Origin of the sequence: Natrialba chahannaoensis JCM 10990 (genome assembly GCF_000337135.1) — an archaeon.
Lineage (GTDB): Archaea > Halobacteriota > Halobacteria > Halobacteriales > Natrialbaceae > Natrialba > Natrialba chahannaoensis.
Genome location: NZ_AOIN01000056.1, coordinates 187020 through 207855 on the forward strand (window position 1 = coordinate 187020; position 20836 = coordinate 207855).

Consider the following 20836-nt stretch of genomic DNA (forward strand, 5'->3'; position numbering starts at 1 on the left):
GTGTCACAGGTATAGTAGATGTCATCTCACAGCGTTCTCCTCGTCGAAGACAGCGAGTTCATCACCGAACACGTCAGCACGGCGTTGCAATCTGCACACGGCTTTGATGTCAACGCCGTGACCACGGGCGAGGCGACGCGAGCGACACTCGCAAACGAAGACCAATCGTTTGACTGCATCGTCTCGAGTTACGAACTGCCAGACGAGACGGGGATCGACCTGGCGGCCTCCCTGGAGGAGGAGTCAGTACCGTTCGTGCTGTTTACGGGGAACCCACTCGAGCCACTGGTCGACGAGGCGCTGTCGGCTGGCGTCTCGGCGTTCGTGAGCAAGAGCACGCACGCAACGGGTGAGATGAACGTCTTCGCGAACCGGATTCGGCTGGCAATCGAGGCTCACGACAGCAGGGCACCGTAACGACCATACAACTCGCAGGCCTCAGCACTCGTATGAACTTCGCGCCGGGAGCGTGGAAGTACGCGCTCGTTCCCCTTCTCGCTGCACCGTTCGCGTTTATTTTCAGCGTGACGGCGAGTGCCGTCGCGCTCGCACTCGGCGTCGGGACGCTCGCGTTCTTTCGCGATCCCGAGCGGACAACGCCGGCATCGGGTGTCGTCGCACCCGCAGACGGCACTGTCTCGGTGCTTCGCGAGGAAGACGAGCGCGTCCGTCTTGGTATCTTCATGAACGTCTGGCACGTCCACGTCGTCCGTGCTCCCTTCGCCGGCACCGTCACCGGCGTAGAACACATCGACGGCGCGAACCGCCCCGCCTTCTCCAAGGAATCCGATCGGAACGAACGGGTGCACGTCGAGTTCGAGACCGGCAACACCGGCGACACGGACGGCACCAGCGACACTGGTTCTACACCGTTGCCGGCAAACAGCCCGGGTACCGTTACCTTCATCGCCGGCGCGTTCGCCCGCCGCATCCACCCCTACCGCCAACCCGGCGACGACCTCGCTCGCGGCGACCGCCTCGGCCACATCGCCTTCGGCAGCCGTGTCGACGTCCTCTTCCCACCAGCGGTCACCCTCGACGACATCGCCGTCGACTCCGGCGACTCGATGACCGCCGGTGAAACGGTGCTCCTCGAGTCCGGGGCACTCGAGTAGCCGGGTAGAACCGCGTCTCGGAACCGGCTTGCAACGTAGTGGCTCGGCTTTATTCTGCTGGTGCTGGTCGATGGACAGGAGGCGAGCGACTGGCCGACACAGTATCGTTTCGCAGCCATGGTAGATCCAGTTCACCCTGTTCCATTCGATGCCGGTCCGATACCGCCGCGATGCGACCCTGCTGGCGAGCCGCAGTGATCCAGCGTACTCCCGTGGTACCCGTAGATAGAGAAGTGCTGAGAGATGGACAGCAGGTGAACGGACCGACAGCCGTGATCGGTACCAGACGAGACTGGGACCCTTGAGATCGAGAATATATGTCCGACACACCACACGACGATCAGCCAGACAGTGGAACCGAAACCGAGCACGAACACACGCAGTCAGACGAGCACGAAGAACCGGTAGACAGAGACCAAGTCCCGGTCACTGACGGCGGCTCCGGCTCGAGTGAGTCCGGCACTAGCGACAGCCACGATGGTGAGGTCGACGAGAACAGCAAACACGAGCAACTCGATGAGGTTCGCGAGAATTCCGAGGGCGAGGAGTTGACGAGCGACCACGGCGTCAAGATCAGCGACACGGATAACTCCCTGAAGGCCGGCGAACGCGGGCCGACGATTATGGAGGACTTCCACTTCCGGGAGAAGATGACGCAGTTCGACCACGAGTCGATCCCGGAACGCGTGGTCCACGCCCGCGGGACGGGTGCGCACGGCTACTTCCAGCCCTACGAAGATCCGGACTTAGGCGACGAGTACAACGATATCGAGGAGTTGACGAAGGCGAAGGTACTGACCGACCCCGACCAGAAGACGCCGGTGTTCACGCGGTTCTCGACGGTTGTCGGCTCGCGGGGGTCGTCCGACACTGTCAGGGACGTCCGCGGCTTCGCGACGAAGTTCTACACGGAGGACGGCAACTGGGACCTTGTCGGGAACAACATGCCGATCTTCTTCATTCAGGACGCGATGGAGTTTCCCGACCTGGTCCACGCGATCAAACCCGAGCCCGACGACTCGATTCCGCAGGCCTCGGCGGCCCACGACACGTTCTGGGACTTTGCCTCCCTCAAGCCGGAGATCACCCACATGATCATGTGGGTACTCTCGGGACGGGCGCTCCCGCGGGCCTACCGCATGATGCAGGGCTTTGGCGTTCACACCTTTCGGCTGGTCAACGAGGAGGGGGACTCGAAGTTCGTCAAGTTCCACTGGACACCCAAACTCGGTACCCACCAACTCGTCTGGGACGAGACGACGAAGCTCTGGGGGAAGAGCTCGGACTTCAACCGGAAAGGCCTCTACGACGTCATCGAGGAAGGCTACGACCCCGAGTGGGAACTCGGCGTTCAGATCTTCGACGAGGAACAGGCCGAAGAGTTCGACTTCGACGTCCTCGATCCGACGAAGATCGTCCCCGAGACCGAGGTCCCGGTCCGACCGATCGGCAAGATGGTCCTGAACGAAACGCCGGACAACTTCTTCGCCGAAGTGGAGCAAGTCGCGTTCCACCCCGGGAACGTCGTCCCCGGCATCGACTTCTCGAATGACCCGCTCCTGCAGGGCCGACTGTTCTCCTACCAGGATACCCAGCTCAACCGCTTCGGCAGTGCCAACTGGGACGAGATCCCGATCAATCGGCCCGTCGCCGAACGGCATAACAACCAGCGCGCTGGCTTCATGCGCCAGGAGATCAACGTAGGAAAGGCCACCTACAAGCCGAACTCGATCGATGATGACGATCCACAGGAAGTCCCCGAGGAAGAAGGCGGTTACGAGCACTACGCCGAGAAAATCGATGGCAAGAAGATCCGCAACCGGAGCGACAGCTTTGAGGAGCACTTCGACCAGGCACGGCTGTTCTGGAACAGCATGTCCGAGCCCGAAAAGCAGAACCTCGTCGACGCCGCTCACTTCGAACTTGGGAACGTCGACCGCATGGAGATCCGCGAGCGGATGGTCTACGACCTGTTCAACAACGTGGACCACGAGTTCGCCACACGCGTCGCCGAGGGAATCGGCGTCGATCCGCCTGAATCGCCCGGTGACGAGATGCCGGACCATGACAGGGAAGACCCATCACTCAGCATGGAAAATCGGACCCCGGACACAATCGAGACTCGCAAGATCGCGATGCTGATCGACGACGGGTTTGACGACGAACACGTCTCGGAGCTTCAATCTGCTCTGGAGGACGAGGGAGCCCGGGTCAAGGTAATCTCGAAACACCTCGGCGAGAAGTCGGGAACCGACGGTGAGACGGTGGAAGCGGACAAACACCACGTCGCGGCAGCCTCAGTTTCGTTCGACGCGGTCCTCGTCCCTGGCGGTAGCGAGAGCGTCGACGCAATGGCCCAGCAGGGCGATCCGAAGCACTTCGTGGCTGAGGCGTTCAAACATTACAAGCCAATCGGCGCAGTTGGCGATGGAGCAGCCCTGGTCGAAGCGGTCGACCTGCCGGATACCGACATCGCTGACGATGGCGATCTCGTCTCAGACGCCGGCGTCGTCACCTGTCGCAGCGACGATCTAGACGAGTTCGCCGAGGAGTTTGTCGACGCAATCGCCCAACACCGACACTGGAACCGCGACCCGGAGGAAGTCCCGGCCTAAAATAGCGGCTCGAACCGTCGAGCAAGCCCCGCACCTTGATTCTCGTTTTGGGAGCGCTCGGACGGAGACTCGCCAACAGTGTGACGTTGAGTCAACGCACGTCAGCAGTACTGTGCGTTAGATATCCACGTTCTCGCGGGCTGCCTCGAGATGCCGACGCTCGACGACGACCTGCTCTGCCCGCTGGTTCGCTTCTTCGGGACTGTACTCGTCTGCCACCTCGCGGATCGCCTTCATCGAGGCGTCTCTGACGAGTGCCTCTAGGTCCGCACCGGTGTAGCCCTCGAGTTCACCTGCAAGCTCCTCGAGTTCGACATCGTCGCCAAGCGGCTTGCCACGTGCGTGGACCTCGAGGATCTTCTCACGGGCCGCGCGGTCGGGTTCGCCGACGTAGACGTGGGTGTCGAGCCGGCCCGGCCGCAGCAGGGCAGGATCGATCTGGTCTTTGCGGTTGGTCGCCGCGAGCACGACGAGGTTCGGGTTCTCGCGCATGCCGTCGAGTTCGGTGAGCAGTTGTGAGACGACCCGTTCGGTCACCTCGTGACCCTCGCCGCGTGCGGCGGTGATGGCGTCGATTTCGTCGAAGAAGACGATCGAGGGTGCAGCCTGACGGGCGCGCTCGAACACCTTGCGGATGGCCTTCTCGCTCTCGCCGACGTAGCGGTCGACGATTTCGGGGCCGTCGACGCGGACGAAGTTGACGTCCGTCTCACCGGCCAGCGCGCGGGCGAGCAGCGTCTTTCCAGTACCAGGAGGGCCGTGCAGCAAGACGCCCGATGGCGGCTCCGTGTTCGTCACCTCGAAGAGTCTGTCGTAGGTCAGGGGCCACTCCACGGACTCACGGAGCGTCTGCTTTGCGGTCTCGAGACCGCCGACATTGCCGAAGTCCGTGTCGGGTGATTCGGCGACGTACTCACGCATCGCCGAGGGCTCGACCGATGCGAGCGCCTCGTCGAAGTGGCGCTTTTTCACCGTCGGGTTCTGGTTCCACGTCGCGAGTTCGTCCTCGTCGGCCGGCCGACTCCGAATCGCTGCCATCGCCGCCTCGCTCGCAACAGCGTCGAGGTCTGCCCCGACAAAGCCGTGCGTTCGCCGCGCGAGCGCGTCCACGCTGACGTCCTCTGCGAGTGGCATTCCGCGGGTGTGAACCTCGATAATCTCCTTCCGGCCCGTTTCGTCGGGAACCCCGATCTGAATCTCACGGTCGAAGCGACCGCCCCGTCGGAGTGCAGGGTCGATACTGTCGACGCGGTTCGTCGCGCCGATCACGATCACTTCGCCGCGAGCGTCGAGCCCGTCCATCAAGGTCAGCAACTGGCCGACGATCCGGTTTTCAGCGTCGCCATCGTCGTCTCGCGTCCCTGCAATGGAGTCGATTTCGTCGAAGAAGATGATCGTCGGGGCGTCCTCCTTCGCTGCTTCGAAGGTCTGGCGAAGTTGCTCCTCCGACTCACCCTTGTACTTCGACATAATCTCCGGCCCGGAAATCGTCACGAAGTGCGCATCGACCTCGTTCGCGACCGCGCGAGCAATCAGCGTCTTTCCGGTGCCGGGCGGGCCGTAGAGGAGCACGCCGGAGGGCGGCTCGACGCCGAGACGCTGGAACAGTTCCGGCTCCGAGAGCGGTAACTCGATCATCTCGCGGACCAACTCGAGTTCCTCGTCCAGCCCACCGATGTCCTCGTAGGTGACGCCGGAGGGGGAACTCGAGTCGGGGCTGGCCTCGACAGCGCCGTCCAGATCCGTGGACGTGGCCCCACTCGAGTCGGTCGTTGACTCCGTGTCGGTTGCACTGGTCCCGGACGAGGTGCCCGCCTGGTTCGTGCCGGCAGCGCCGGCCTGTCCCGCAATGCGGACTGTCGTCGAGCTCGTGATCCGAACGTCGCCATCCGGCGTCGTGTCGACGACGGTGAAGGGGTCCTGGTCGACGCCTTCGACGCGGATCTGCTCACCGGTTCGAACCGGCCGATTTCGAAGCGTCTTAGCGGCTTCGTGCTCTGCGACCTGGCGCTGGCTGGCGGTGAGTCCCGGTGGTGCAGTCAGCGTCACGCGCTCGGCGTCGCGGATTGCGGATTTGTCCTTCGTGCTAACGGTAACCGTGTCGCCGACGTGGACGCCCGCATTGGCGCGGGTGTCACCATCGATCTGGATCGCGCGTTCGGGAATCGACGGGTCGGCGGGCCACATCTTCGCGACAGTCGTTTTCCCGTTCTCGCCCTCGATGACGATCGTGTCGCCACTCAGGACGCCCAACTGTCGCCGGGCCATTTCAGGAATGCGGGCGACGCCGCGGCCAGCGTCGCGCTTCTCGGCTGCTCGTACCGACAGCGTGACGCCGTCGGAATCCGACCCACTCATACCCGGTTCTTTTCGCTGGGAGGTCTTGAGAATTGCCCACTTCTGGAGGCGTACTCGGCCCAGATCGAGTCAGATCGAGTTGGGACTGAAGGAGTCGGCTGGTTGTCCGGTGTGTTGGCCGCTGGCGCAGAGCGGCTTTCGGCCAATATGCCGGAGAAACGCATTTGGGCGTCGCTGTTGGAACTCCGGTATGGTGGTCCAAACCGAACGGGACGACGCCACCTGGTACGAGTGTGAGACCTGCGGGTTGCTCTTCGACGAGAAGGGAGACGCCGCAGAGCATGAAAAGCGGTGTGACGGAGAGGATCCAACCTATATTCAGTGAGGTCGATACTGGTCGGTAACGGGCGAGGGGTGACGTCCGATAATCGATAACCGATTACTAGGGGCGACAGCCGAGAGCGACGACTGACCGGGGAGAATCGACAACTGACAATGTACAACTGACAACGGACAACCGACAACCGAAGCTACTCGAGTCGGTCCCGGTGCTCGTCGGCAAGCTCCCCAGCCTGGTCCAGCGTGTGCGTTTCGGTCCAGCGGACGCGTTCGCCGTCGCCGTAGGCGAGTACAGTCTTGAGTTCGTCGCGCAGGACGCCGTGATCAATTGACAGTACGGTTCCCGACTCGTCACCGAGTTCGTAGACCCCGGGACGATTCGGCGCGCTGGCGACGGCGTCGCGGTCGAGCGATTGCCAGGGTTTCTGGAGTGGCATCTTAGCTGTCGATCTCCGACTCGGCGACGAGTTCGTAGGCGTGTTCACTCATCTCGTCCTCGGCGAAGACGAACACTCGCCCGTCGACGAGCGAGAGGTCCGCATCGACACGAATCGAGTAGGCGTCGGTCATAACCGTCACGCCCGGGAACAGTACTTCCTCGTCGTCGTCGCTGAGCATGACGCGGCCGACACCAGTTCCCTCGAGGATGTCGTCGTGCGTGTCCCGGTCGTTGACGTAGGTCATGACGCCCTCAACGCCGTCGGGGTCAGTAACAAGGACGTGGACGTCCTTGCCCGGCGGCGTCTTGATCGACTCCGCGACGGGTTCTGGCGGTCCGTGATAGAAGACCTCCCGGCCGTCGAGATACTGGACGACGATGCCACCATCGACGAGGTCGACGGTGATCGTACTCGGGGCGACGTTACTGCGCGCGCTCATTAGTCAGTCGTTCGGTCGGCGGTGGGAAAAGCGGTGCGTTCTCGCTGGTCGTTGTTGTGCTGCAAACAGTGAGCCAGCAGGTAATATCGACGATCGGCTAAAGTCACACCCAAGAAGATACAGAACTCACTCACGACTGACCGTCCCAGAAAAGCGATGATCCAGCTGATTTGGCGAACCTCCCCAATCATCATTTCCATATACACATATTCGAGCTGGTAAGTCTGAGAAAACGTGGTGAACTGTGGCTATCTATAGTAACAACTGCAACTAGTTACACACTGATCGCCGAGCAGGCTGGCGATCAGGTGTGCAGTGACTTGCAGTGGCTACTATAGCAGTCAGTTATAAGAATAGCATTGTCTATCGAACGTCTCATTCACCTGTTTATCTTAGCATGTCGTTTGAGCGGGAACGGTGCCGAAATGGATATTTATTGTGTATTTTATATGGGTTATTTAGTGACATCTCACACCTCTTGAGATCAACCGTCAGTCACATCCTATCGACGTGCCATTCGAGGGACAGCCGTAGTACACAAGCCGTTCCGGCGCTGGTCGGACCCGCGTGGGCGTGCTCGTGTGGCTGTGGGACAGCGTTCCAGTGACGCGAGAAGAGTTGTCGGAACCGCCAGCCGTAAATACACTCTCTGTGAGTGTGTTCGTATGGATGGTCGCGCCGTCGCACCTGCAGCCGGAACCGTTCTCAACGCGCTTGCGACGGGAACCGGTTCGGCGTTCGCGATCGATCTCGAGACGACTGCGACGGTCGAACTCGAGCAACACGAGGAACTCGCGGAACACGAAAGTGACACCGTCGATGGCCACATTGTAGGCCACCCCGACGCCAACACCGACCTTATCGAGCGCTGTGTCGAACTCACAATTGCGGCGTTTGCCGCCGACGTCGGACTCGATCCGAAAACTGTCGGCGGTCGCGTCCGAACCGAAAGTGAGGTCCCGCTGGCTGCCGGCCTGAAAAGCTCGAGTGCTGCCGCCAATGCGACGGTGCTTGCCACCCTCGACGCACTCGGTGTCGCCAGTACGGTCGACCGAATCGATGCCTGTCGACTCGGCGTCCGTGCCGCCCGCGAAGCCGGTGTCACCGCCACCGGCGCGTTCGACGACGCCAGCGCCAGCATGCTCGGCGGCGTGACGATCACCGACAACACGGGCGACGAACTGCTCGCCCGCGAAGCGTTCGACGACGACCTGCAGGCGCTCGTCTACACCCCGCCAGAACAGGCCTTCAGCGCCGACGCCGACATCGTCGCCTGCAAGCGCATCGCACCGATGGCACACCTGGTCGAAGAGCTCGCACTCGACGGTCGGTACGGCGAGGCAATGACCGTCAACGGGTTTGCGTTCTGCGGGGTACTCGAGTTCCCGACAGGACCGATAGTCGAGGCACTCCCGGATGTGGAGGGTGTGTCGCTGTCGGGGACGGGGCCGAGTTACGTCGCGATTGGCGAGCAGGACTCACTCGAGATCGTCCGCGAACGGTGGAACGAGCGTGACGGGACGACACGGATTTTGCAGTTGCGGACGGATGGAACACGTGTGCAGGACACGTCCCAGAACGGTGAGGAGAGATGAGCTGGCGAGAGGGAGTAGCGACAAGACGTACCAACTGAACGACGAGATAGCATGACTCGAAACACAGCCACAGACAGCGGATCTGAGACGGAGAAACGGACACCGGAGGAGATGGACCTCGAAGAGCTCCGGGAAGAAATTCAGACGATTGATCGAGAGATTGTCGAGTTGATCGCCCAACGCACCTACGTCGCGGATACAATCGCGGCGGTCAAAGATGAGAAGGATATGCCGACGACCGACGAGAAACAGGAAGAGCAGGTAATGGATCGAGCGGGGCGAAACGCCGAGCAGTTCGACGTGGATGCGAATCTCGTGAAGGCGATTTTCCGACTTTTGATCGAGTTGAACAAAGTACACCAGCGTGACAGCCGGTAACGTATAACACGACTGAGGTTGGATTTCTGACCTCTGTCTGGTATCAAGTCGCAATCGTAATCAAGACACGTTCGAGAGAAGCTGGGAATAGAGATTACCCTTCGTCGTAGAGTGGAGACGCCTGACAGCGAGCAACCCACTGTTCAAGAAAGGTGTCCCGACTCACGACGCGTCCGGCGAGGTCGGCGACCTGCGTGACGGACTCGTTACGGCACCAATCCACACATTCTCGGTATAGCGGAATATTCAACTCCTGCTGGTCAGGGTCGGGAACGATCTCAATCGTAGTGGCACCCGCTAAGTGAGCGAGGAACGCCCGTGTGTGACCATCGGACAGAACGAACTCATCCTCGATGTGGAGAACTGGAATTGGGTCGTACGCCGGGTCGTCAAAATCGAACCACTCCAGCGCATTTCGTAGCCGACTGGCGTCGATATACAACTGGCTGGGAAAGGGTTCGTCAATCGGTACGGAAGATGGCATCGTCTCTCCCAGTCCTTCGCGTTGTTTGACCAACGTTCTTACGATTGGAACGCCACCAAGCGGAAACCCATCGCACTGCCTCACGGAAACTCGTCGTAGATAGACGACCGATGCCCAACAGCACCGACCTGCATTACTCTGTTCTCGCGCTTGAACCGCACAATAGCCCGATAGTCACCGACTCGCAACGACTGCCACGGCTTCGCGCCCGTCAACGGCTTGGCGAAGTCCGGCGGCTCGCGGAACTCGTCCGATACTACGTCGTCGAGCTTATCGAGGATTCGCTGTTGCGTCTCGGCGTCAAGTGCTCCGAGGCCGTCTGCCGCTCGCTCGGAGAGTTCCCACGTCCACTCGTCGTCACTCATCCGTACCGAACCGGTCGCGGGCCTCCTCTGCGCTCACCGTCTCACCTTCGTCGAACTGCCGTTCGCTCTCCAGCAGGTCTTCGAGCGCCCGCTTCGAGAGTCGCGTTCCGTACACTGCGTCTCGCAGAGCTTCGCGCATGAACTCCGAGCGCGAGTTGTATCCCTGCTCCTGCCACTGCTCGTCTAAGTCAGCGAGAAAATCCTTTGGAAGTCGGAGGTTCACCTTTTCATCGTTCCCATCGGCGGCGGTATCGGACTGAGCCATATCTCGTAGTACGTGCGTACTACACTAAGAACTTTCGAGTAGTCGGTCGAATCCGTTGGCGAGCCGCGCTGAAGTCAATCACCATGGTTCCAAGAGAAAGCGGCAAAGTAGACGAAATCTGTAACGTCAGTCAGAGACCTGAACAAGGTGGAGCAAAGGGATAGTAGATAGCGCTAAGCGGGCCTCTGAGTGCGTGTACTGCCCGATCAACGAACAGAAATCTTCCGGTTGCTGTCCAGTTGGTTCAGGTAGAGTGAGTACATTGAAACTGGCGGACACTACACGTGCTTATTGAACGCTGGACGATCTCTCAGGAGTGAGAGGTATTCATGATGGCGAGCTGTGGTGGACAAGCTCTGGCGTGATTTGCAGAAGCAGTTATCAATCAACACTGAGGAGTAAGAAGCGTACCGTCGCTCTACGTTGATCAGCCACTATCAACCTCCACTCCGATCCAATAATATTTGTCTTCAAATTCAATATATCCGGAGTAGCAATCTGTATCTAACAGCTCTGGACTTTCATCAACTCCGTAGCGAGAGTGGTCTTCTGATTCGAAGTCTACCCCGTCAATCGCTTGTAAAAATTCAGTCTGTGCTCCACTTGGAAGTTCCTCAAACCTACAGATATCATCAGCTTCAACTTCTTCAACTGGTGATTCAACGAGAATTCGATAACGTGTAGAGTATTCCACATCCTGATTCTCAGCGCTGTTCTTGTTGTCATTGCTCGCTTTCGGGTCACCATCCTCTTTAGATGCCCCGTCATCGTCGTTTGATTCTTCAGTAGACGAACTACCGTCTGAGACTCTATCAAGACATCCTGCTACAGTCACTGACAAAGCAAATCCCATGATAATATTACGTCGTTTCATGGTAGACGATTGACCATCTATGAGTAAATATCTTCTTCACACTGAAATATGTATTTAACCTATTACGCAGCGTTCAGTAAACCGGGGAAAAGATACCACAGAAATTCGGGATGAATAGTGGCTGTTTGCTGGGTTCTCCCTCTTCCCAGGCAGATTTTGTCATAGTAAGGATAGATCGTTAGTCGCTTCGATAACTGTTTGTCCTATACTGATCACAGCAGATACGTTAGTCCAGTCCGAGACTCAGTTTTAGCGCTTCGTCCACTGTCTCCATCGTCTCTGTGTCGAGGCTTCCAAGCACCGAGTGAATCCGCTTTTCGATGGAGACGACACGAATTTGATCGAGGCGAATCGAGGAATCGTTCTCGAACGGTGATTCCGCCGCTTCGACGAGTATCTCGAACGGATAGCCCCGATATGTCCCCGTCGCAGGTGCAACGATAGTCGTACTAGCATTTGTATTCCCAATATCGTTCTGAACGACTACCCCAGGGCGAGTTTTCTTCATCTCGTACCCTTCCGCAGGATTGAGCCGAACGATAACAACGTCGCCGCGACGAATTTCCACGTCCTCGCTCATTTATCCAGCCCGCTCCACGCCTCGTCCGACGCTTCGTCCCACTCTTCTGCAAGCGCTTCCGCACTCTCAGATGCCTCGCGGTACGCAGCAGCCAGTTCATCTTCGTCGGGATGGTCAGATTCTACCTCGACGACGGCGACAGTCACGCGTTTGTTCGCATATTCCGTTCCGAGATAGATTCGACCTCGGTCATCGGTCTCGTTCGTTTGGAGGTCCCGAGCATCTACTTTCGTCATGTTACTGGCTTGGATCGACTGTTGAATAAGTGTTGCCCACTATTACCCACGGCAGATAGTTTCTGTGACTCGTGCCATGGATTTCATCTACCTGAACAAAGTCGAGTAGCGCGAGAATCGGTAGCACGTGATAGAGATATTGTCATTCATCAGTAGGTTCTAGCGGGACTCGTTCCACCTCGATGTCTTCGTAGTCTTTCTCCGATGAGAGTACGTTCAGCGTCCGTGTTTCTGCAGTCGCGGCGTGGAACGCATCGAACGCCGTCATTCCCTCGTCGTAGTAGTTGACGGCCTTCAGAACGATTTGTCGTTCTTCCTCGTTCCGGACAGGGACGAGTTCGAGCAGATTTGCCACGAGTGGGACGTAATCAAACTCGTACCGTTCTCGGGCGAGAAGGAGTTCGAGATAGGAGAAGGCCGACGTTTCTACGTCGTACTCGTCGAGTGCTTCTTCTGCTGGTTGCTGCAACCAGTCTGAGTCTTTGGCGAGCGCGAGTAAAAAGTCGGTTTCGACGTAGACCGTCATCTATCGTCCCCTTTCTCGCGGGCTTCCGCTTTCGCTTCCGCTTCGATGTCTGCTCGAATATCTTCGGTGGATGCGTCACGTAACTCGCCTGCCGCTTCGCGGACTGCAGCGAGCGGGTCGTCTGCAACCGGAACGAGTTCAATTCTGTCCTCGTACGTGACGATGTGGTACTTCTCCCCGTATTTTTCTCGTACGTCTTTGGGGATGTACAACCTCCCCTGCCCGTCCGTTTCTGCTGACATAGATATGACTATGTTGCCATAGACAAAGAATCTTACCACCAATAAGGAACCAATGGTACAGTCATCGGTGTTTCATCTGTTCGCACATTGAATATTATCTATCTGAACAAGGTTGAGCAGCGCGAGAATCGATAGGAAACAACGCTCATTTCGCGTATCTGCTACTGTTTCTCCTCGCCACTAGCGTCTGCGTTCGGACGCCGAAACACCTACAGTAACACGCAGGTAATACAGCCGTATGTCCGAAGCGGCCACAAACAACGGCGACGACGAGATCGTCACGGTAAACTTCAAAGTCACACGGTCGTTTCTCAACGAGATTGAAGACACGTGGCAAGGACGAGGATTCAACAGCCGGAGCGAATTTATTCGGTATACCTTACGCGATGCCGTCGAACACCCCACGTTCGACCGTGATGAACTCGTTGCACTCCTCCAAGCTGAAGAGGACGTTCGTGAAGAACAGACGATGAGTGCCGAAGAAGCGCGCGAACGATTCGGTACTGGCGATACGAATGAGTGACGACGGGTGGGATTGGGAACTCGCATCGAACGCACAGGACGACCTCGATGCGCTCAACTCGACTAATCAGCAGCGTATCATCGACAAACTCGACGAAATCGTCGATTCTCCGTGGCGCGACCCACCAGACTATGGCGAACCGCTCCAGAACAGCCCACGCCGTAAGGTGCGTATCGGCGAGTTCCGTCTTGCGGTCACTTTCCACCGTGACGAGTACCGAATGGTCGTTGCTCGAATCAAACGCCGTGGAGGCGCGTATACCGCTGACGACGACTGAGAAAATGTGCCAGAAACCGCCAAAGTAGACAGAATCTGTACTATCAGACTGAGACCTGAACAAGGTCGGGCAACGAGAGAATCGGTAACACTCGCCAGAGAGATTTCGATCGCGTTCAGCAGCCGATTTTTGGATGGGACTCTCCCTGTTGTCCGCTTGAACAAGGGAGGACAGATACGTCAGTCCTTTATCCGCGTGGGCGTCGTACGAAAACCGGTCATCACCCATGCTATCGTTCCTCATTTACTACGGCACTGGAGAGGGTCAGACGGCCACTGTTGCCGACCGCATCGCAGACGTGCTTCGCAACCGCGGTCACGACACGACTACGGTCGACGCTGCGGATGGGCTGGGAGAGCATGCTCTCGAGTCGTTCGACGCCGTTCTCGTCGGGGCATCGGTCCACATGGGAACGCACCAGTCGACGGTGAGTGAGTTCGTGCGGACCGAACGCGAGGTGCTGGCATCGCGACCGACCGCGTTCTTCCAACTGTCGCTCGCGTCAGCCGTCGACGACGAGTCAGCACGGGCGGACGCAGCGGAGTACGTCGACGAGTTCCTCGAGAAGACCGACTGGCAGCCGGATCGAATCGGACTCTTCGGCGGCGCACTTCGGTACTCGAAGTACGGCTTCCTCAAACGGCTCGTGATGAAACGAATCGCGAAGGGAGCGACCGGCGATAGCGACACGTCCCGTGATTACGAGTACACAGACTGGCACGAGGTCGAGGCGTTCACCGCCGACTTCGCTGCGTTCGTCGAGGGGCGACTTGATGCACCAGCCGCCTCCGATCGAACCCAGGAGCAGGACTCAGCGTAGACACGAGATGGCTGAAACTCCGCTTACGAGGATACACGCATTCACGTCCGTTATAATCCTCGTCCTAGCGGTCGTCGCGTCTGGAACCGGGCTCTTCGGTTCGGGGCTCTACCGCGATGCACCGGTTCTCTTGCCGCAACTCTACGGACAGGATTTCCTGACGATGGTCGGTGCCGTACCTGCGCTGGCACTCTCTCTGGTCGCCGCCGCTCGCGGATCGCAGCGGGGCTACGTCGTCTGGCTTGGTGTCCTCGGCTACCTGCTGTACACCTACGCGTTCATGACGGCCTTCAGCGAGTTGTACCTCGTCTACGTCGCATTACTCTGGTTGACGCTGTTCGCGTTCGTCAGCGGTGTCGCCGCGCTGGACGCCAACGAGTTGAAACGCACGATCGGGGACACCTCAATCTGGCCGTACGTCGCGTTCCAGTTGTTGCTGGCCGCGCTGATCGCAGCACTCTGGCTCTCGGAGGTCCTGCCGGCCACTGTCGGTGGAACGACCCCACCGAGCATCGCCGAGGCAGGGCTATCCACCTCCGTGATCTACTTGTTCGATCTCGGCATCGTCGTCCCCGCACTCATGCTCTCGGCGTACTGGCTCTGGCAGCGCCGACCCTGGAGATACGTCTTTACCGCCGTGCTCCTCGTCAAACTCGCCACGCTTGGCGGTGCTGTCCTCGCGATGGCAGCTTTCGAGATTCGTGCTGGCACCCCCATCCCGTGGCCCCAGCTCGTCATCTTCAGCGGGGTGACCGCCGCCAGCGTGCTGCTGACGATTCAGCTCCTGCTCTCGATCGACTCTGGATCGAGGTACTCGAGTACCTCACCAACACTCGAGTCGGATCGAAACACGTAGCAAGGAAACCCTAGCAGTGTGGCAGTGGACTCACTGGACAGAATAGCGGCGCTGTCGCAAACAGATGCCGAAGCACGGGTACGTGTCCGTTGCCGACGAGAAGGAGGACCCGTTCGTCGTCCGGTTCAATCGCCCGCCAGACGTTGTGCACGATTCGGATGTTGCGGTCGTACCAGGTTGAGAGTACTCGAGGGCCACCGAAGTTGTCGTTCTCTCCCCATCGGAGGTACGCATCGAACAGTGATTCGTCGTTTATGCCGAGTTGCTCCTCTTGGTTCAACCAGCGGTGGAACGCCGAAACCGTCGACGACTGTAGCCGAGTTGCCATCATTTCCAACTGTTGTTCTGGATCGGACTCGAGTGCACTCACCTTCTCGTCCGGTTTGAACCCCTGGTCGCGAAGCGATTCGAGCGCGTCGTTTCCAAGCCGTAGCGGGTAATCGACTGGATACACCTGTTCGTGTGCCAGTTTGTCCGCGACTCGAAAGCCAAGCTGGACGACTTCGCTCCGACACTCGGTGTCGGTCTCGTCTCGAAACAGGTGTTGTGGCTCGATTCGTTCTTCTGTATCGTATCGACACTCGCCAGACCGGTACTCGCGTAGAGGCTGTTCACCGCCTCGAACCGGTCATATGGCCGTTCGACGGCGATGCGGTCGGCGTTCCAGCGAGCGAGGTCTGCAGCGAAGGACTCGAGTTCGGTCTGTCTCTGTGCGGTGAGTACATCGTCACTCTCGAGATTCAGTTCGTCCAGCCTCGGATTGTCCATATGGTACGTCCCGAGGAGCATTACCTGGATATCCGTCGAGTCGGGGGATGGCCAGCCAGTAGGGACAGTGTCGATCTCCGACATTATGTTATCGTTTCACTCTGATACGAAAACAGTTCGGGTAGTGAGAAGTCTGCTGATTGGAAACAATTCATGGCAGACACTCGTGGCCAACGGAGGACGGTGAGTGGTGAGTGTGTGTGTACGTGTACGTACCCAAACTACCGATTCGCTTCGAACCATTCCGTCGCGAAGTCGACGAGTGCCGGCTGCTCAAGTAGGGTCGCCGTCGCAGCGCCAACGGCACCCTCGCGATAGTCGTGCTGGTCTTCGAACGCGGCTCCGACTTCAGGGAAGTCGTCGGTCGATGTCTCGAGTTCCTCGCAGTCATGCAGGACTCGGTCGCCGTCCTCGAGGACCGGCACAGTCGTCGTCGACGTTCCAAGATCGAGATCAGCGCGGTGCTCGGCCAGATGTAACGAGGTGTTTGTACTGTAGTCCGTGCCGAGCATGAGCACGTCACCGTCCTGCTCGTAGACGTCCGCGAGCGGAGATTCCTCGCCGAGCCCGTGGTCAAGCGGGTGGTCGTCGACAATTTCCTCTGCCTCCGCACCCCACGCTGCCACCGAGTAGAGCGGGTGTGAGCTCCGGACGACGTCGGGAGAGGTTCGGAAACACTCTGAAATTGCGCCCATGCCTCGTGTCGGTGTCGCGGCTGGCTGAAACGCGGGACGTTCCTCGCGAATCGTTTCGATCCAGTCCGACGGAACGGGTGGGTTCGACCAGGCGGATGGATCGGAGTACTGTGACGTGTGCGTCGGCATCACGAGTGTTCCGTCTGTAGTCACAACGTTCTGGAGCGCCTCAACGACGGCCTGGGCGTCGCCTGCGACCCAGCCCAGTGACGAGAGTGAGGAGTGAACGAGGAGAGTCTGGCCTGACTCTACGCCCAGATAGCGCAAATCTTCAGTCAGCGACGAGACCGTACATGGTTCCTGCACGCGATCGACAGCGTCTGCTTCGTCCATAGTTATCACTGAAAGTGACTGGTTGTAATTTCTCCGGTTGCGGTGTGTCAATAGATAGATGACCGGTTTTCCCGCTACAATCCAAATAGTATAGTATATTGTGCTCGTGATACACCATACATCTAGAGTATGTCATATGAGTGTCGGCGCTACTGAAATGCATCGAATTCGAAGTCACTTCTCTTCTCCAAAATACTGTTGTCACACACAATTCACTGAGAGTGTATTTGAGATGCAGACAACAGTGGCAATGAAGCACCCACGGTGCTTCGGATACCGGCATTCGCCGTAGAGCCGACATTTAAATAATGTGGCACCGTCGTCTGCGACGATGGAGACGACGGACGAGTGCTCGCCGATGCGGGCCCACCCGGAGAGCAGGCAACAGAAACGATGTGGACCCAGCTGAACAGGCTCGGCGTTGGCCTCGAAACGATCGATGCAATCCTCATCACCCACCCGTACTCGAGCAGGCCCGGCGAGACGAGGACGACCTCGCGGCGCGCGTCCGTGAGACGACACGCTCTGCCGGGTACGAGGATGAGGCACTCGAGCGGGTGTTTCCAGGCCACGGGCCGGTCTTCACCGCGTCGCGGGAGCGATCGCGGACACGCGGGCTGATCTCGACTCGCTACTCGAGTCCAGACGCGACGCTGTCGCGACCGTTGGACCGGCGACGCCACTCGAGATTACGGAATATCTCTACGATGACTTGCAGTATCCAGCGCAGTTGCTCGACACGCTCGGTGCGCTCGGGACACTCACAGAGCGAGGCGAGGTGACGTTCGACTGGCGCGATGGTGTGCGGTACTATCGGACAGCGGACCAATCGGATTCGCCGGATAGATAGGTCGACATCAGCGAATCGAAGCAGTTGATAGGTAGCAGTAGGAGCGAGGTTCCGGTTTCTCTGTTGTGTTGAGCTGATAGAACAGCAGTGTAGTCCCGAGTAACATGGAAAAGAACCCCATCTAAGTCGAAGAAGAGCGAGTCTTTATACTCCCATACTATTCATGCAAATAAAAAGCCTCGGTATGTCTCTATTGATGGAGTGAGTGACGTGTTCATGATACAGTGACGCCCAGTCTCTGCTCTCCGAAGGCTTTTGTCAGCAAAAAGACGAAGGAACTCGTATGGACTGGCAGGATATCAACCGTAAGGAAATCGAACGTCGGCGCGATCGCTTATTGGGTTCGTTTGGTGAGGCACCAGTATACGAACGACACGATACACCGGAGCCCGAACGATTCGAGAAATGGACGCAGCTGTCTAAAGATGGCTATATCGGTAGTGCCTACGCGTTCATCAAGCGTTCGCCAGACGACTTGCCGTCACTTACGGAATCGATGGCCGTTGAAAACGAAGAGCAAGAGCGTGTGTTGCTAACCTTGGAACGTGGAGGGTTCAAATGGGGCGTTCCTGGCGGTGGACAAGAAGCTGACGAGCGGATGGAGAAGACAGTCCAGCGGGAAGTAACCGAGGAAGTTGGACTTCGTATTTCCCTGAGCGGTATCAATCACATGCGTCATGAAATTGCCACCTGTGAAGAGTATGACGAGCGGCTCCACGTTCTCCGTGTGTTCTTTCACGCCGACTATGAGGATGGCTCGATTACAATTCAACCCGGTGAACTCAACGGGGCGGCATGGTTCGCTACTCCACCGACACCCGAACGGTTGCTTCCGTCCACGCAACGATTACTCGAAGGATGGGGCAACGAAGAAAATCGCGGGCTGAATTGATGCTGATAGCCCCGGTTTTCTAGACCACATCTGCGTAGCCAATGAACCCGACCTTCGCACGAACTGTTAGCCAGCTATTGTACAGGTCAGTTCTCGTCAGTGCGCACCTCTATAGTAACAACTGCAACTAGTTACACACTGATCGCACAGTTGCCGTGCGATCAGGTGTGCAGTGACTTGCAGTGGCTACTATAGCTTGTACTTCTGAATCTTCCCCGAAGTCGTCCGTGGCAGTCCGTCGATGAACTCGACCTTGCGTGGGTGTTTGTAGGCCGCGACGTTGTCGAGGAAGAACTCCCTGATGCCGTCTTCGGTGACATCGACGCCGGGTTCCGCATCGGGCGTCGGGACGACGAACGCCTTCGGAACCTCGTTACGACGCTCGTCCGGGATGCCGACGACGGCACCCTCCGCCACGGCCTCGTGTTCGGTGAGGAGTTCCTCGAGTTCGCTCGGATAGACGTTGTAGCCCGCAGTGACGATGACGTGTTTCTTCCGGTCGACGATCTCGTAGTAATTCTCTGCATCGCGTCGGGCGATGTCACCGGTCCGGAAGTAGCGTCGTCGGTGAAGGCAGCCTCGGTCGCCTCCGGACGGTTGTGATACCCTTTCATTACCTGTGGGCCGCGAACGAGGAGTTCACTCTCCTCACCCGGTGGGTCTTCCTCGCCGCTGCTGTCGACGATCTTGCAGTCGGTCATCCGGAGCGGCTGGCCGATCGTGCCGTGGCGCAAGCCGAACGTCGAGTTCGACTGCGTGTGGGTCGCACCGTGTGTCTCAGTAAGCCCGTATCCCTCCTGCATGTCGACGCCCGCGACCGATTCGAACTCTTTCTGGACGGCGACGGACATCTTCGCACCGCCCTCGCCGGCCATCTCGAGTGTGGTCAGATCGTAGTCGACGAACTCGTCACTGTTGACGATGTCGACGTACATGGCGGTGACACCGACGAAGTGGGTAATCGCTTCCTCCTCGATGAGGCCCATTTCTGTCTCGCCGTCCCAGCTCGCCAATAGTTACGGTCATACGATTGTAAACTGTTCGGCGTCTGTCGAAGGACGCGATTCGCATACAGTGGCATATCCGAATATATCCATATTCGATAGGTTCTACTTCATATCTGGATAAGAATAGGTAGTGCGATAATTCGGATACAACACGCATACCAGCGTTATACCTCTTCAAAACCCATCAGATAGCGCCACTGTGGCGGAAGACACGCTGAATTGGTGCGAAAAAACTGCAGCCACATCACCGCTCCAATAGTCGTTTCCGGCGAGTATAGACACCGTTGCAATTGCCACAGCATCACCAGACAGTCAGCTATCATAACTTTCCTGCTCACATACACAATATTACACATCAATAGCTTAGTATTATCTGAGATGAGCCACAGGTTCGGACTCACGCCGAGTCGGCGACGTGGGGATACCATTTCGCAGTTACGCACATGCGAACAGCGGTCTGTCTACAGGATCGCGTCGGTACCTGTGAGAGTCACCCGACTCCGAAAAATGATTGATACATCGTCTCGGACAAGGACGGTCCATGGACGAGCACGAGGGAGCCGCCGGCACAGCGCCCACGGCGATCGATACAGACCACCACCCTACACAGGTCGAGTTCGCGGACGGACCGATCGTCGTCGAGTTCGCAGACTGCGAAACCGTCCACGTAACTGGCGACGTGTCGGCGGTCATCCTCTCGCTGTTCTGGTGGGACGAGAACGGGCGAATCGGAACGATTTCCGAACCCGTTGGCGGTGTCAACGACGAGCGCGATATCTTCGCCACCGAAGAGTTCGGCGAGTTCGCCTACGGCCCGATCGTTACCGGACTCGAGTGCTTCACTGGCGAGGGACCGGTCGTCCCTGGTGCCGGTGACGCCGATCTCACAAATCCGACGGTCGATGCCTGCATCGCCGCCGTTCGCTCGGAGTACGACGAGTCGGGAGAACTCGAGTCGCCGCCGATCGAACGATCCTCGAGTGCGGTCGGGACGTCGGAGTAGACGTGCGTCTCGGTTCTCGGG

The 20836-nt window shown here is 58.4% G+C and carries 26 protein-coding genes and 1 pseudogene; 13 read left to right on the forward strand and 14 right to left on the reverse strand.

From position 1 onward, the window contains the following. The first annotated feature begins 18 nt into the window (after positions 1 to 18). The 3 genes from C482_RS09870 (at position 19) to C482_RS09880 (ending at position 3730) form a co-directional block, all read left to right on the forward strand. Positions 19 to 417 (forward strand): response regulator, encoded by a 399-nt coding sequence (locus C482_RS09870; RefSeq protein ID WP_006167449.1) that lies wholly within the window; start codon positions 19 to 21, stop codon positions 415 to 417. Positions 418 to 449: 32 nt separating this feature from the next. Beyond that, complete coding sequence (locus C482_RS09875) at positions 450 to 1115, forward strand: protein sorting system archaetidylserine decarboxylase (protein WP_006167450.1); 666 nt, start codon at positions 450 to 452, stop codon at positions 1113 to 1115. Between the two features lie 317 nt (positions 1116 to 1432). Continuing rightward, entirely contained in the window at positions 1433 to 3730 is a 2298-nt protein-coding gene (locus C482_RS09880) for a catalase (RefSeq protein WP_006167451.1), read from the forward strand. A 117-nt stretch (positions 3731 to 3847) separates the two neighbouring features. On the opposite strand, the gene C482_RS09885 is transcribed toward C482_RS09880, so the two are convergent. Continuing rightward, positions 3848 to 6088 carry an AAA family ATPase gene (locus C482_RS09885; protein ID WP_006167452.1) on the reverse strand — a complete coding sequence of 747 codons (2241 nt, stop codon included), beginning with the start codon at positions 6086 to 6088 and terminating at the stop codon, positions 3848 to 3850. 190 nt (positions 6089 to 6278) lie between these two features. Here C482_RS09885 and C482_RS22655 point away from each other — a divergent pair, with 190 nt between their 5' ends. Continuing rightward, positions 6279 to 6413 (forward strand): DUF7128 family protein, encoded by a 135-nt coding sequence (locus C482_RS22655; RefSeq protein ID WP_006167453.1) that lies wholly within the window; start codon positions 6279 to 6281, stop codon positions 6411 to 6413. Positions 6414 to 6558: 145 nt separating this feature from the next. On the opposite strand, the gene C482_RS09895 is transcribed toward C482_RS22655, so the two are convergent. Both C482_RS09895 and C482_RS09900 read right to left on the reverse strand, forming a co-directional pair. Beyond that, positions 6559 to 6804 (reverse strand): DUF7508 domain-containing protein, encoded by a 246-nt coding sequence (locus tag C482_RS09895; protein WP_006167454.1) that lies wholly within the window; start codon positions 6802 to 6804, stop codon positions 6559 to 6561. A gap of 1 nt (position 6805) precedes the next feature. Then, entirely contained in the window at positions 6806 to 7246 is a 441-nt protein-coding gene (locus tag C482_RS09900; RefSeq protein WP_006167455.1) for a DUF5796 family protein, read from the reverse strand. A gap of 665 nt (positions 7247 to 7911) precedes the next feature. Here C482_RS09900 and C482_RS09910 point away from each other — a divergent pair. Both C482_RS09910 and C482_RS09915 read left to right on the forward strand, forming a co-directional pair. Then, positions 7912 to 8841 (forward strand): shikimate kinase, encoded by a 930-nt coding sequence (locus C482_RS09910; RefSeq protein WP_006167457.1) that lies wholly within the window; start codon positions 7912 to 7914, stop codon positions 8839 to 8841. Positions 8842 to 8892: 51 nt separating this feature from the next. Further along, entirely contained in the window at positions 8893 to 9219 is a 327-nt protein-coding gene (locus tag C482_RS09915; protein WP_006167458.1) for a chorismate mutase, read from the forward strand. Positions 9220 to 9313: 94 nt separating this feature from the next. On the opposite strand, the gene C482_RS09920 is transcribed toward C482_RS09915, so the two are convergent. The 8 genes from C482_RS09920 to C482_RS09955 form a co-directional block, all read right to left on the reverse strand. Then, positions 9314 to 9703, reverse strand: coding sequence for a histone acetyltransferase (locus C482_RS09920; protein ID WP_152421994.1), 390 nt, complete (start codon positions 9701 to 9703; stop codon positions 9314 to 9316). Between the two features lie 80 nt (positions 9704 to 9783). Then, positions 9784 to 10068 carry a type II toxin-antitoxin system RelE family toxin gene (locus C482_RS09925; RefSeq protein ID WP_006167460.1) on the reverse strand — a complete coding sequence of 95 codons (285 nt, stop codon included), beginning with the start codon at positions 10066 to 10068 and terminating at the stop codon, positions 9784 to 9786. Beyond that, the gene (locus C482_RS09930; protein WP_006167461.1) at positions 10061 to 10333 is read right to left on the reverse strand and encodes a ribbon-helix-helix domain-containing protein; all 273 of its coding nucleotides are present in this window, start codon (positions 10331 to 10333) and stop codon (positions 10061 to 10063) included. The genes C482_RS09925 and C482_RS09930 overlap by 8 nt, the downstream gene beginning before the upstream one ends. Before the next feature lie 427 nt (positions 10334 to 10760). After that, positions 10761 to 11207 carry a hypothetical protein gene (locus C482_RS21130; RefSeq protein WP_152421995.1) on the reverse strand — a complete coding sequence of 149 codons (447 nt, stop codon included), beginning with the start codon at positions 11205 to 11207 and terminating at the stop codon, positions 10761 to 10763. A 226-nt stretch (positions 11208 to 11433) separates the two neighbouring features. Next, on the reverse strand, positions 11434 to 11787 hold the full coding sequence (locus C482_RS09940; protein ID WP_006167463.1) for a type II toxin-antitoxin system PemK/MazF family toxin: 354 nt from the start codon (positions 11785 to 11787) through the stop codon (positions 11434 to 11436). Beyond that, positions 11784 to 12023 (reverse strand): hypothetical protein, encoded by a 240-nt coding sequence (locus tag C482_RS09945; protein WP_006167464.1) that lies wholly within the window; start codon positions 12021 to 12023, stop codon positions 11784 to 11786. The genes C482_RS09940 and C482_RS09945 overlap by 4 nt, the downstream gene beginning before the upstream one ends. A 142-nt stretch (positions 12024 to 12165) precedes the next feature. Further along, positions 12166 to 12549: a PIN domain-containing protein gene (locus C482_RS09950; protein WP_006167465.1), complete on the reverse strand. Its 384-nt coding sequence runs from the start codon at positions 12547 to 12549 to the stop codon at positions 12166 to 12168. Further along, positions 12546 to 12791: an AbrB/MazE/SpoVT family DNA-binding domain-containing protein gene (locus C482_RS09955; protein WP_049896611.1), complete on the reverse strand. Its 246-nt coding sequence runs from the start codon at positions 12789 to 12791 to the stop codon at positions 12546 to 12548. Before C482_RS09955 ends, C482_RS09950 begins: the two co-directional genes overlap by 4 nt. A gap of 238 nt (positions 12792 to 13029) precedes the next feature. On the opposite strand from C482_RS09955, the gene C482_RS09960 reads away from it, so the two are divergent. The 4 genes from C482_RS09960 (at position 13030) to C482_RS09975 (ending at position 15267) form a co-directional block, all read left to right on the forward strand. Continuing rightward, a complete protein-coding gene (locus C482_RS09960) occupies positions 13030 to 13314 on the forward strand; it encodes a ribbon-helix-helix domain-containing protein (protein ID WP_006167467.1) in 285 nt (94 codons plus the stop codon). Continuing rightward, positions 13307 to 13591 (forward strand): type II toxin-antitoxin system RelE family toxin, encoded by a 285-nt coding sequence (locus C482_RS09965; protein ID WP_006167468.1) that lies wholly within the window; start codon positions 13307 to 13309, stop codon positions 13589 to 13591. The genes C482_RS09960 and C482_RS09965 overlap by 8 nt, the downstream gene beginning before the upstream one ends. Before the next feature lie 226 nt (positions 13592 to 13817). Beyond that, entirely contained in the window at positions 13818 to 14411 is a 594-nt protein-coding gene (locus C482_RS09970) for a flavodoxin domain-containing protein (protein WP_006167469.1), read from the forward strand. A 7-nt stretch (positions 14412 to 14418) separates the two neighbouring features. Continuing rightward, positions 14419 to 15267, forward strand: a complete 849-nt coding sequence (locus C482_RS09975) for a hypothetical protein (protein WP_006167470.1) — start codon at positions 14419 to 14421, stop codon at positions 15265 to 15267. Between the two features lie 10 nt (positions 15268 to 15277). Here the strand turns inward: C482_RS09975 and C482_RS22350 are convergent, their stop codons facing one another. Further along, positions 15278 to 15823, reverse strand: a complete 546-nt coding sequence (locus C482_RS22350) for a DUF5694 domain-containing protein (protein WP_338043512.1) — start codon at positions 15821 to 15823, stop codon at positions 15278 to 15280. 433 nt (positions 15824 to 16256) lie between these two features. Next, positions 16257 to 17063 carry an aminoglycoside N(3)-acetyltransferase gene (locus C482_RS09985; protein ID WP_006167471.1) on the reverse strand — a complete coding sequence of 269 codons (807 nt, stop codon included), beginning with the start codon at positions 17061 to 17063 and terminating at the stop codon, positions 16257 to 16259. A gap of 348 nt (positions 17064 to 17411) precedes the next feature. Between C482_RS09985 and C482_RS22355 the strand changes: the two genes are divergently transcribed. After that, complete coding sequence (locus tag C482_RS22355; RefSeq protein ID WP_241431911.1) at positions 17412 to 17684, forward strand: MBL fold metallo-hydrolase; 273 nt, start codon at positions 17412 to 17414, stop codon at positions 17682 to 17684. 512 nt (positions 17685 to 18196) lie between these two features. Then, complete coding sequence (locus C482_RS09990; protein ID WP_006167473.1) at positions 18197 to 18805, forward strand: NUDIX hydrolase; 609 nt, start codon at positions 18197 to 18199, stop codon at positions 18803 to 18805. A gap of 189 nt (positions 18806 to 18994) precedes the next feature. Here the strand turns inward: C482_RS09990 and C482_RS20435 are convergent. Next, positions 18995 to 19815: pseudogene (locus C482_RS20435) on the reverse strand (class I adenylate-forming enzyme family protein); the annotation flags it as partial. A 538-nt stretch (positions 19816 to 20353) separates the two neighbouring features. Between C482_RS20435 and C482_RS10005 the strand changes: the two are divergent. Further along, positions 20354 to 20815 (forward strand): hypothetical protein, encoded by a 462-nt coding sequence (locus tag C482_RS10005; protein WP_006167476.1) that lies wholly within the window; start codon positions 20354 to 20356, stop codon positions 20813 to 20815. The last annotated feature ends 21 nt before the right edge of the window (positions 20816 to 20836 follow it).

What these genes read in the sequence shown, in the direction of transcription:
- C482_RS09965 (WP_006167468.1), top strand. Translation starts at nt 13,307, where the DNA reads ATGAGTGACGACGGGTGGGATTGGGAACTCGCATCGAACGCACAGGAC.
- C482_RS09895 (WP_006167454.1), bottom strand. Translation starts at nt 6,804, where the DNA reads ATGCCACTCCAGAAACCCTGGCAATCGCTCGACCGCGACGCCGTCGCC.
- C482_RS09920 (WP_152421994.1), bottom strand. Translation starts at nt 9,703, where the DNA reads ATGCCATCTTCCGTACCGATTGACGAACCCTTTCCCAGCCAGTTGTAT.
- C482_RS09985 (WP_006167471.1), bottom strand. Translation starts at nt 17,063, where the DNA reads ATGGACGAAGCAGACGCTGTCGATCGCGTGCAGGAACCATGTACGGTC.
- C482_RS09945 (WP_006167464.1), bottom strand. Translation starts at nt 12,023, where the DNA reads ATGACGAAAGTAGATGCTCGGGACCTCCAAACGAACGAGACCGATGAC.
- C482_RS09885 (WP_006167452.1), bottom strand. Translation starts at nt 6,088, where the DNA reads ATGAGTGGGTCGGATTCCGACGGCGTCACGCTGTCGGTACGAGCAGCC.
- C482_RS10005 (WP_006167476.1), top strand. Translation starts at nt 20,354, where the DNA reads ATGGACGAGCACGAGGGAGCCGCCGGCACAGCGCCCACGGCGATCGAT.
- C482_RS09870 (WP_006167449.1), top strand. Translation starts at nt 19, where the DNA reads ATGTCATCTCACAGCGTTCTCCTCGTCGAAGACAGCGAGTTCATCACC.
- C482_RS09910 (WP_006167457.1), top strand. Translation starts at nt 7,912, where the DNA reads ATGGATGGTCGCGCCGTCGCACCTGCAGCCGGAACCGTTCTCAACGCG.
- C482_RS09940 (WP_006167463.1), bottom strand. Translation starts at nt 11,787, where the DNA reads ATGAGCGAGGACGTGGAAATTCGTCGCGGCGACGTTGTTATCGTTCGG.
- C482_RS09970 (WP_006167469.1), top strand. Translation starts at nt 13,818, where the DNA reads ATGCTATCGTTCCTCATTTACTACGGCACTGGAGAGGGTCAGACGGCC.
- C482_RS21130 (WP_152421995.1), bottom strand. Translation starts at nt 11,207, where the DNA reads ATGAAACGACGTAATATTATCATGGGATTTGCTTTGTCAGTGACTGTA.
- C482_RS22655 (WP_006167453.1), top strand. Translation starts at nt 6,279, where the DNA reads ATGGTGGTCCAAACCGAACGGGACGACGCCACCTGGTACGAGTGTGAG.
- C482_RS09925 (WP_006167460.1), bottom strand. Translation starts at nt 10,068, where the DNA reads ATGAGTGACGACGAGTGGACGTGGGAACTCTCCGAGCGAGCGGCAGAC.
- C482_RS09955 (WP_049896611.1), bottom strand. Translation starts at nt 12,791, where the DNA reads ATGTCAGCAGAAACGGACGGGCAGGGGAGGTTGTACATCCCCAAAGAC.
- C482_RS09975 (WP_006167470.1), top strand. Translation starts at nt 14,419, where the DNA reads ATGGCTGAAACTCCGCTTACGAGGATACACGCATTCACGTCCGTTATA.
- C482_RS09960 (WP_006167467.1), top strand. Translation starts at nt 13,030, where the DNA reads ATGTCCGAAGCGGCCACAAACAACGGCGACGACGAGATCGTCACGGTA.
- C482_RS09990 (WP_006167473.1), top strand. Translation starts at nt 18,197, where the DNA reads ATGGACTGGCAGGATATCAACCGTAAGGAAATCGAACGTCGGCGCGAT.
- C482_RS09900 (WP_006167455.1), bottom strand. Translation starts at nt 7,246, where the DNA reads ATGAGCGCGCGCAGTAACGTCGCCCCGAGTACGATCACCGTCGACCTC.
- C482_RS09875 (WP_006167450.1), top strand. Translation starts at nt 450, where the DNA reads ATGAACTTCGCGCCGGGAGCGTGGAAGTACGCGCTCGTTCCCCTTCTC.
- C482_RS09950 (WP_006167465.1), bottom strand. Translation starts at nt 12,549, where the DNA reads ATGACGGTCTACGTCGAAACCGACTTTTTACTCGCGCTCGCCAAAGAC.
- C482_RS09930 (WP_006167461.1), bottom strand. Translation starts at nt 10,333, where the DNA reads ATGGCTCAGTCCGATACCGCCGCCGATGGGAACGATGAAAAGGTGAAC.
- C482_RS09880 (WP_006167451.1), top strand. Translation starts at nt 1,433, where the DNA reads ATGTCCGACACACCACACGACGATCAGCCAGACAGTGGAACCGAAACC.
- C482_RS09915 (WP_006167458.1), top strand. Translation starts at nt 8,893, where the DNA reads ATGACTCGAAACACAGCCACAGACAGCGGATCTGAGACGGAGAAACGG.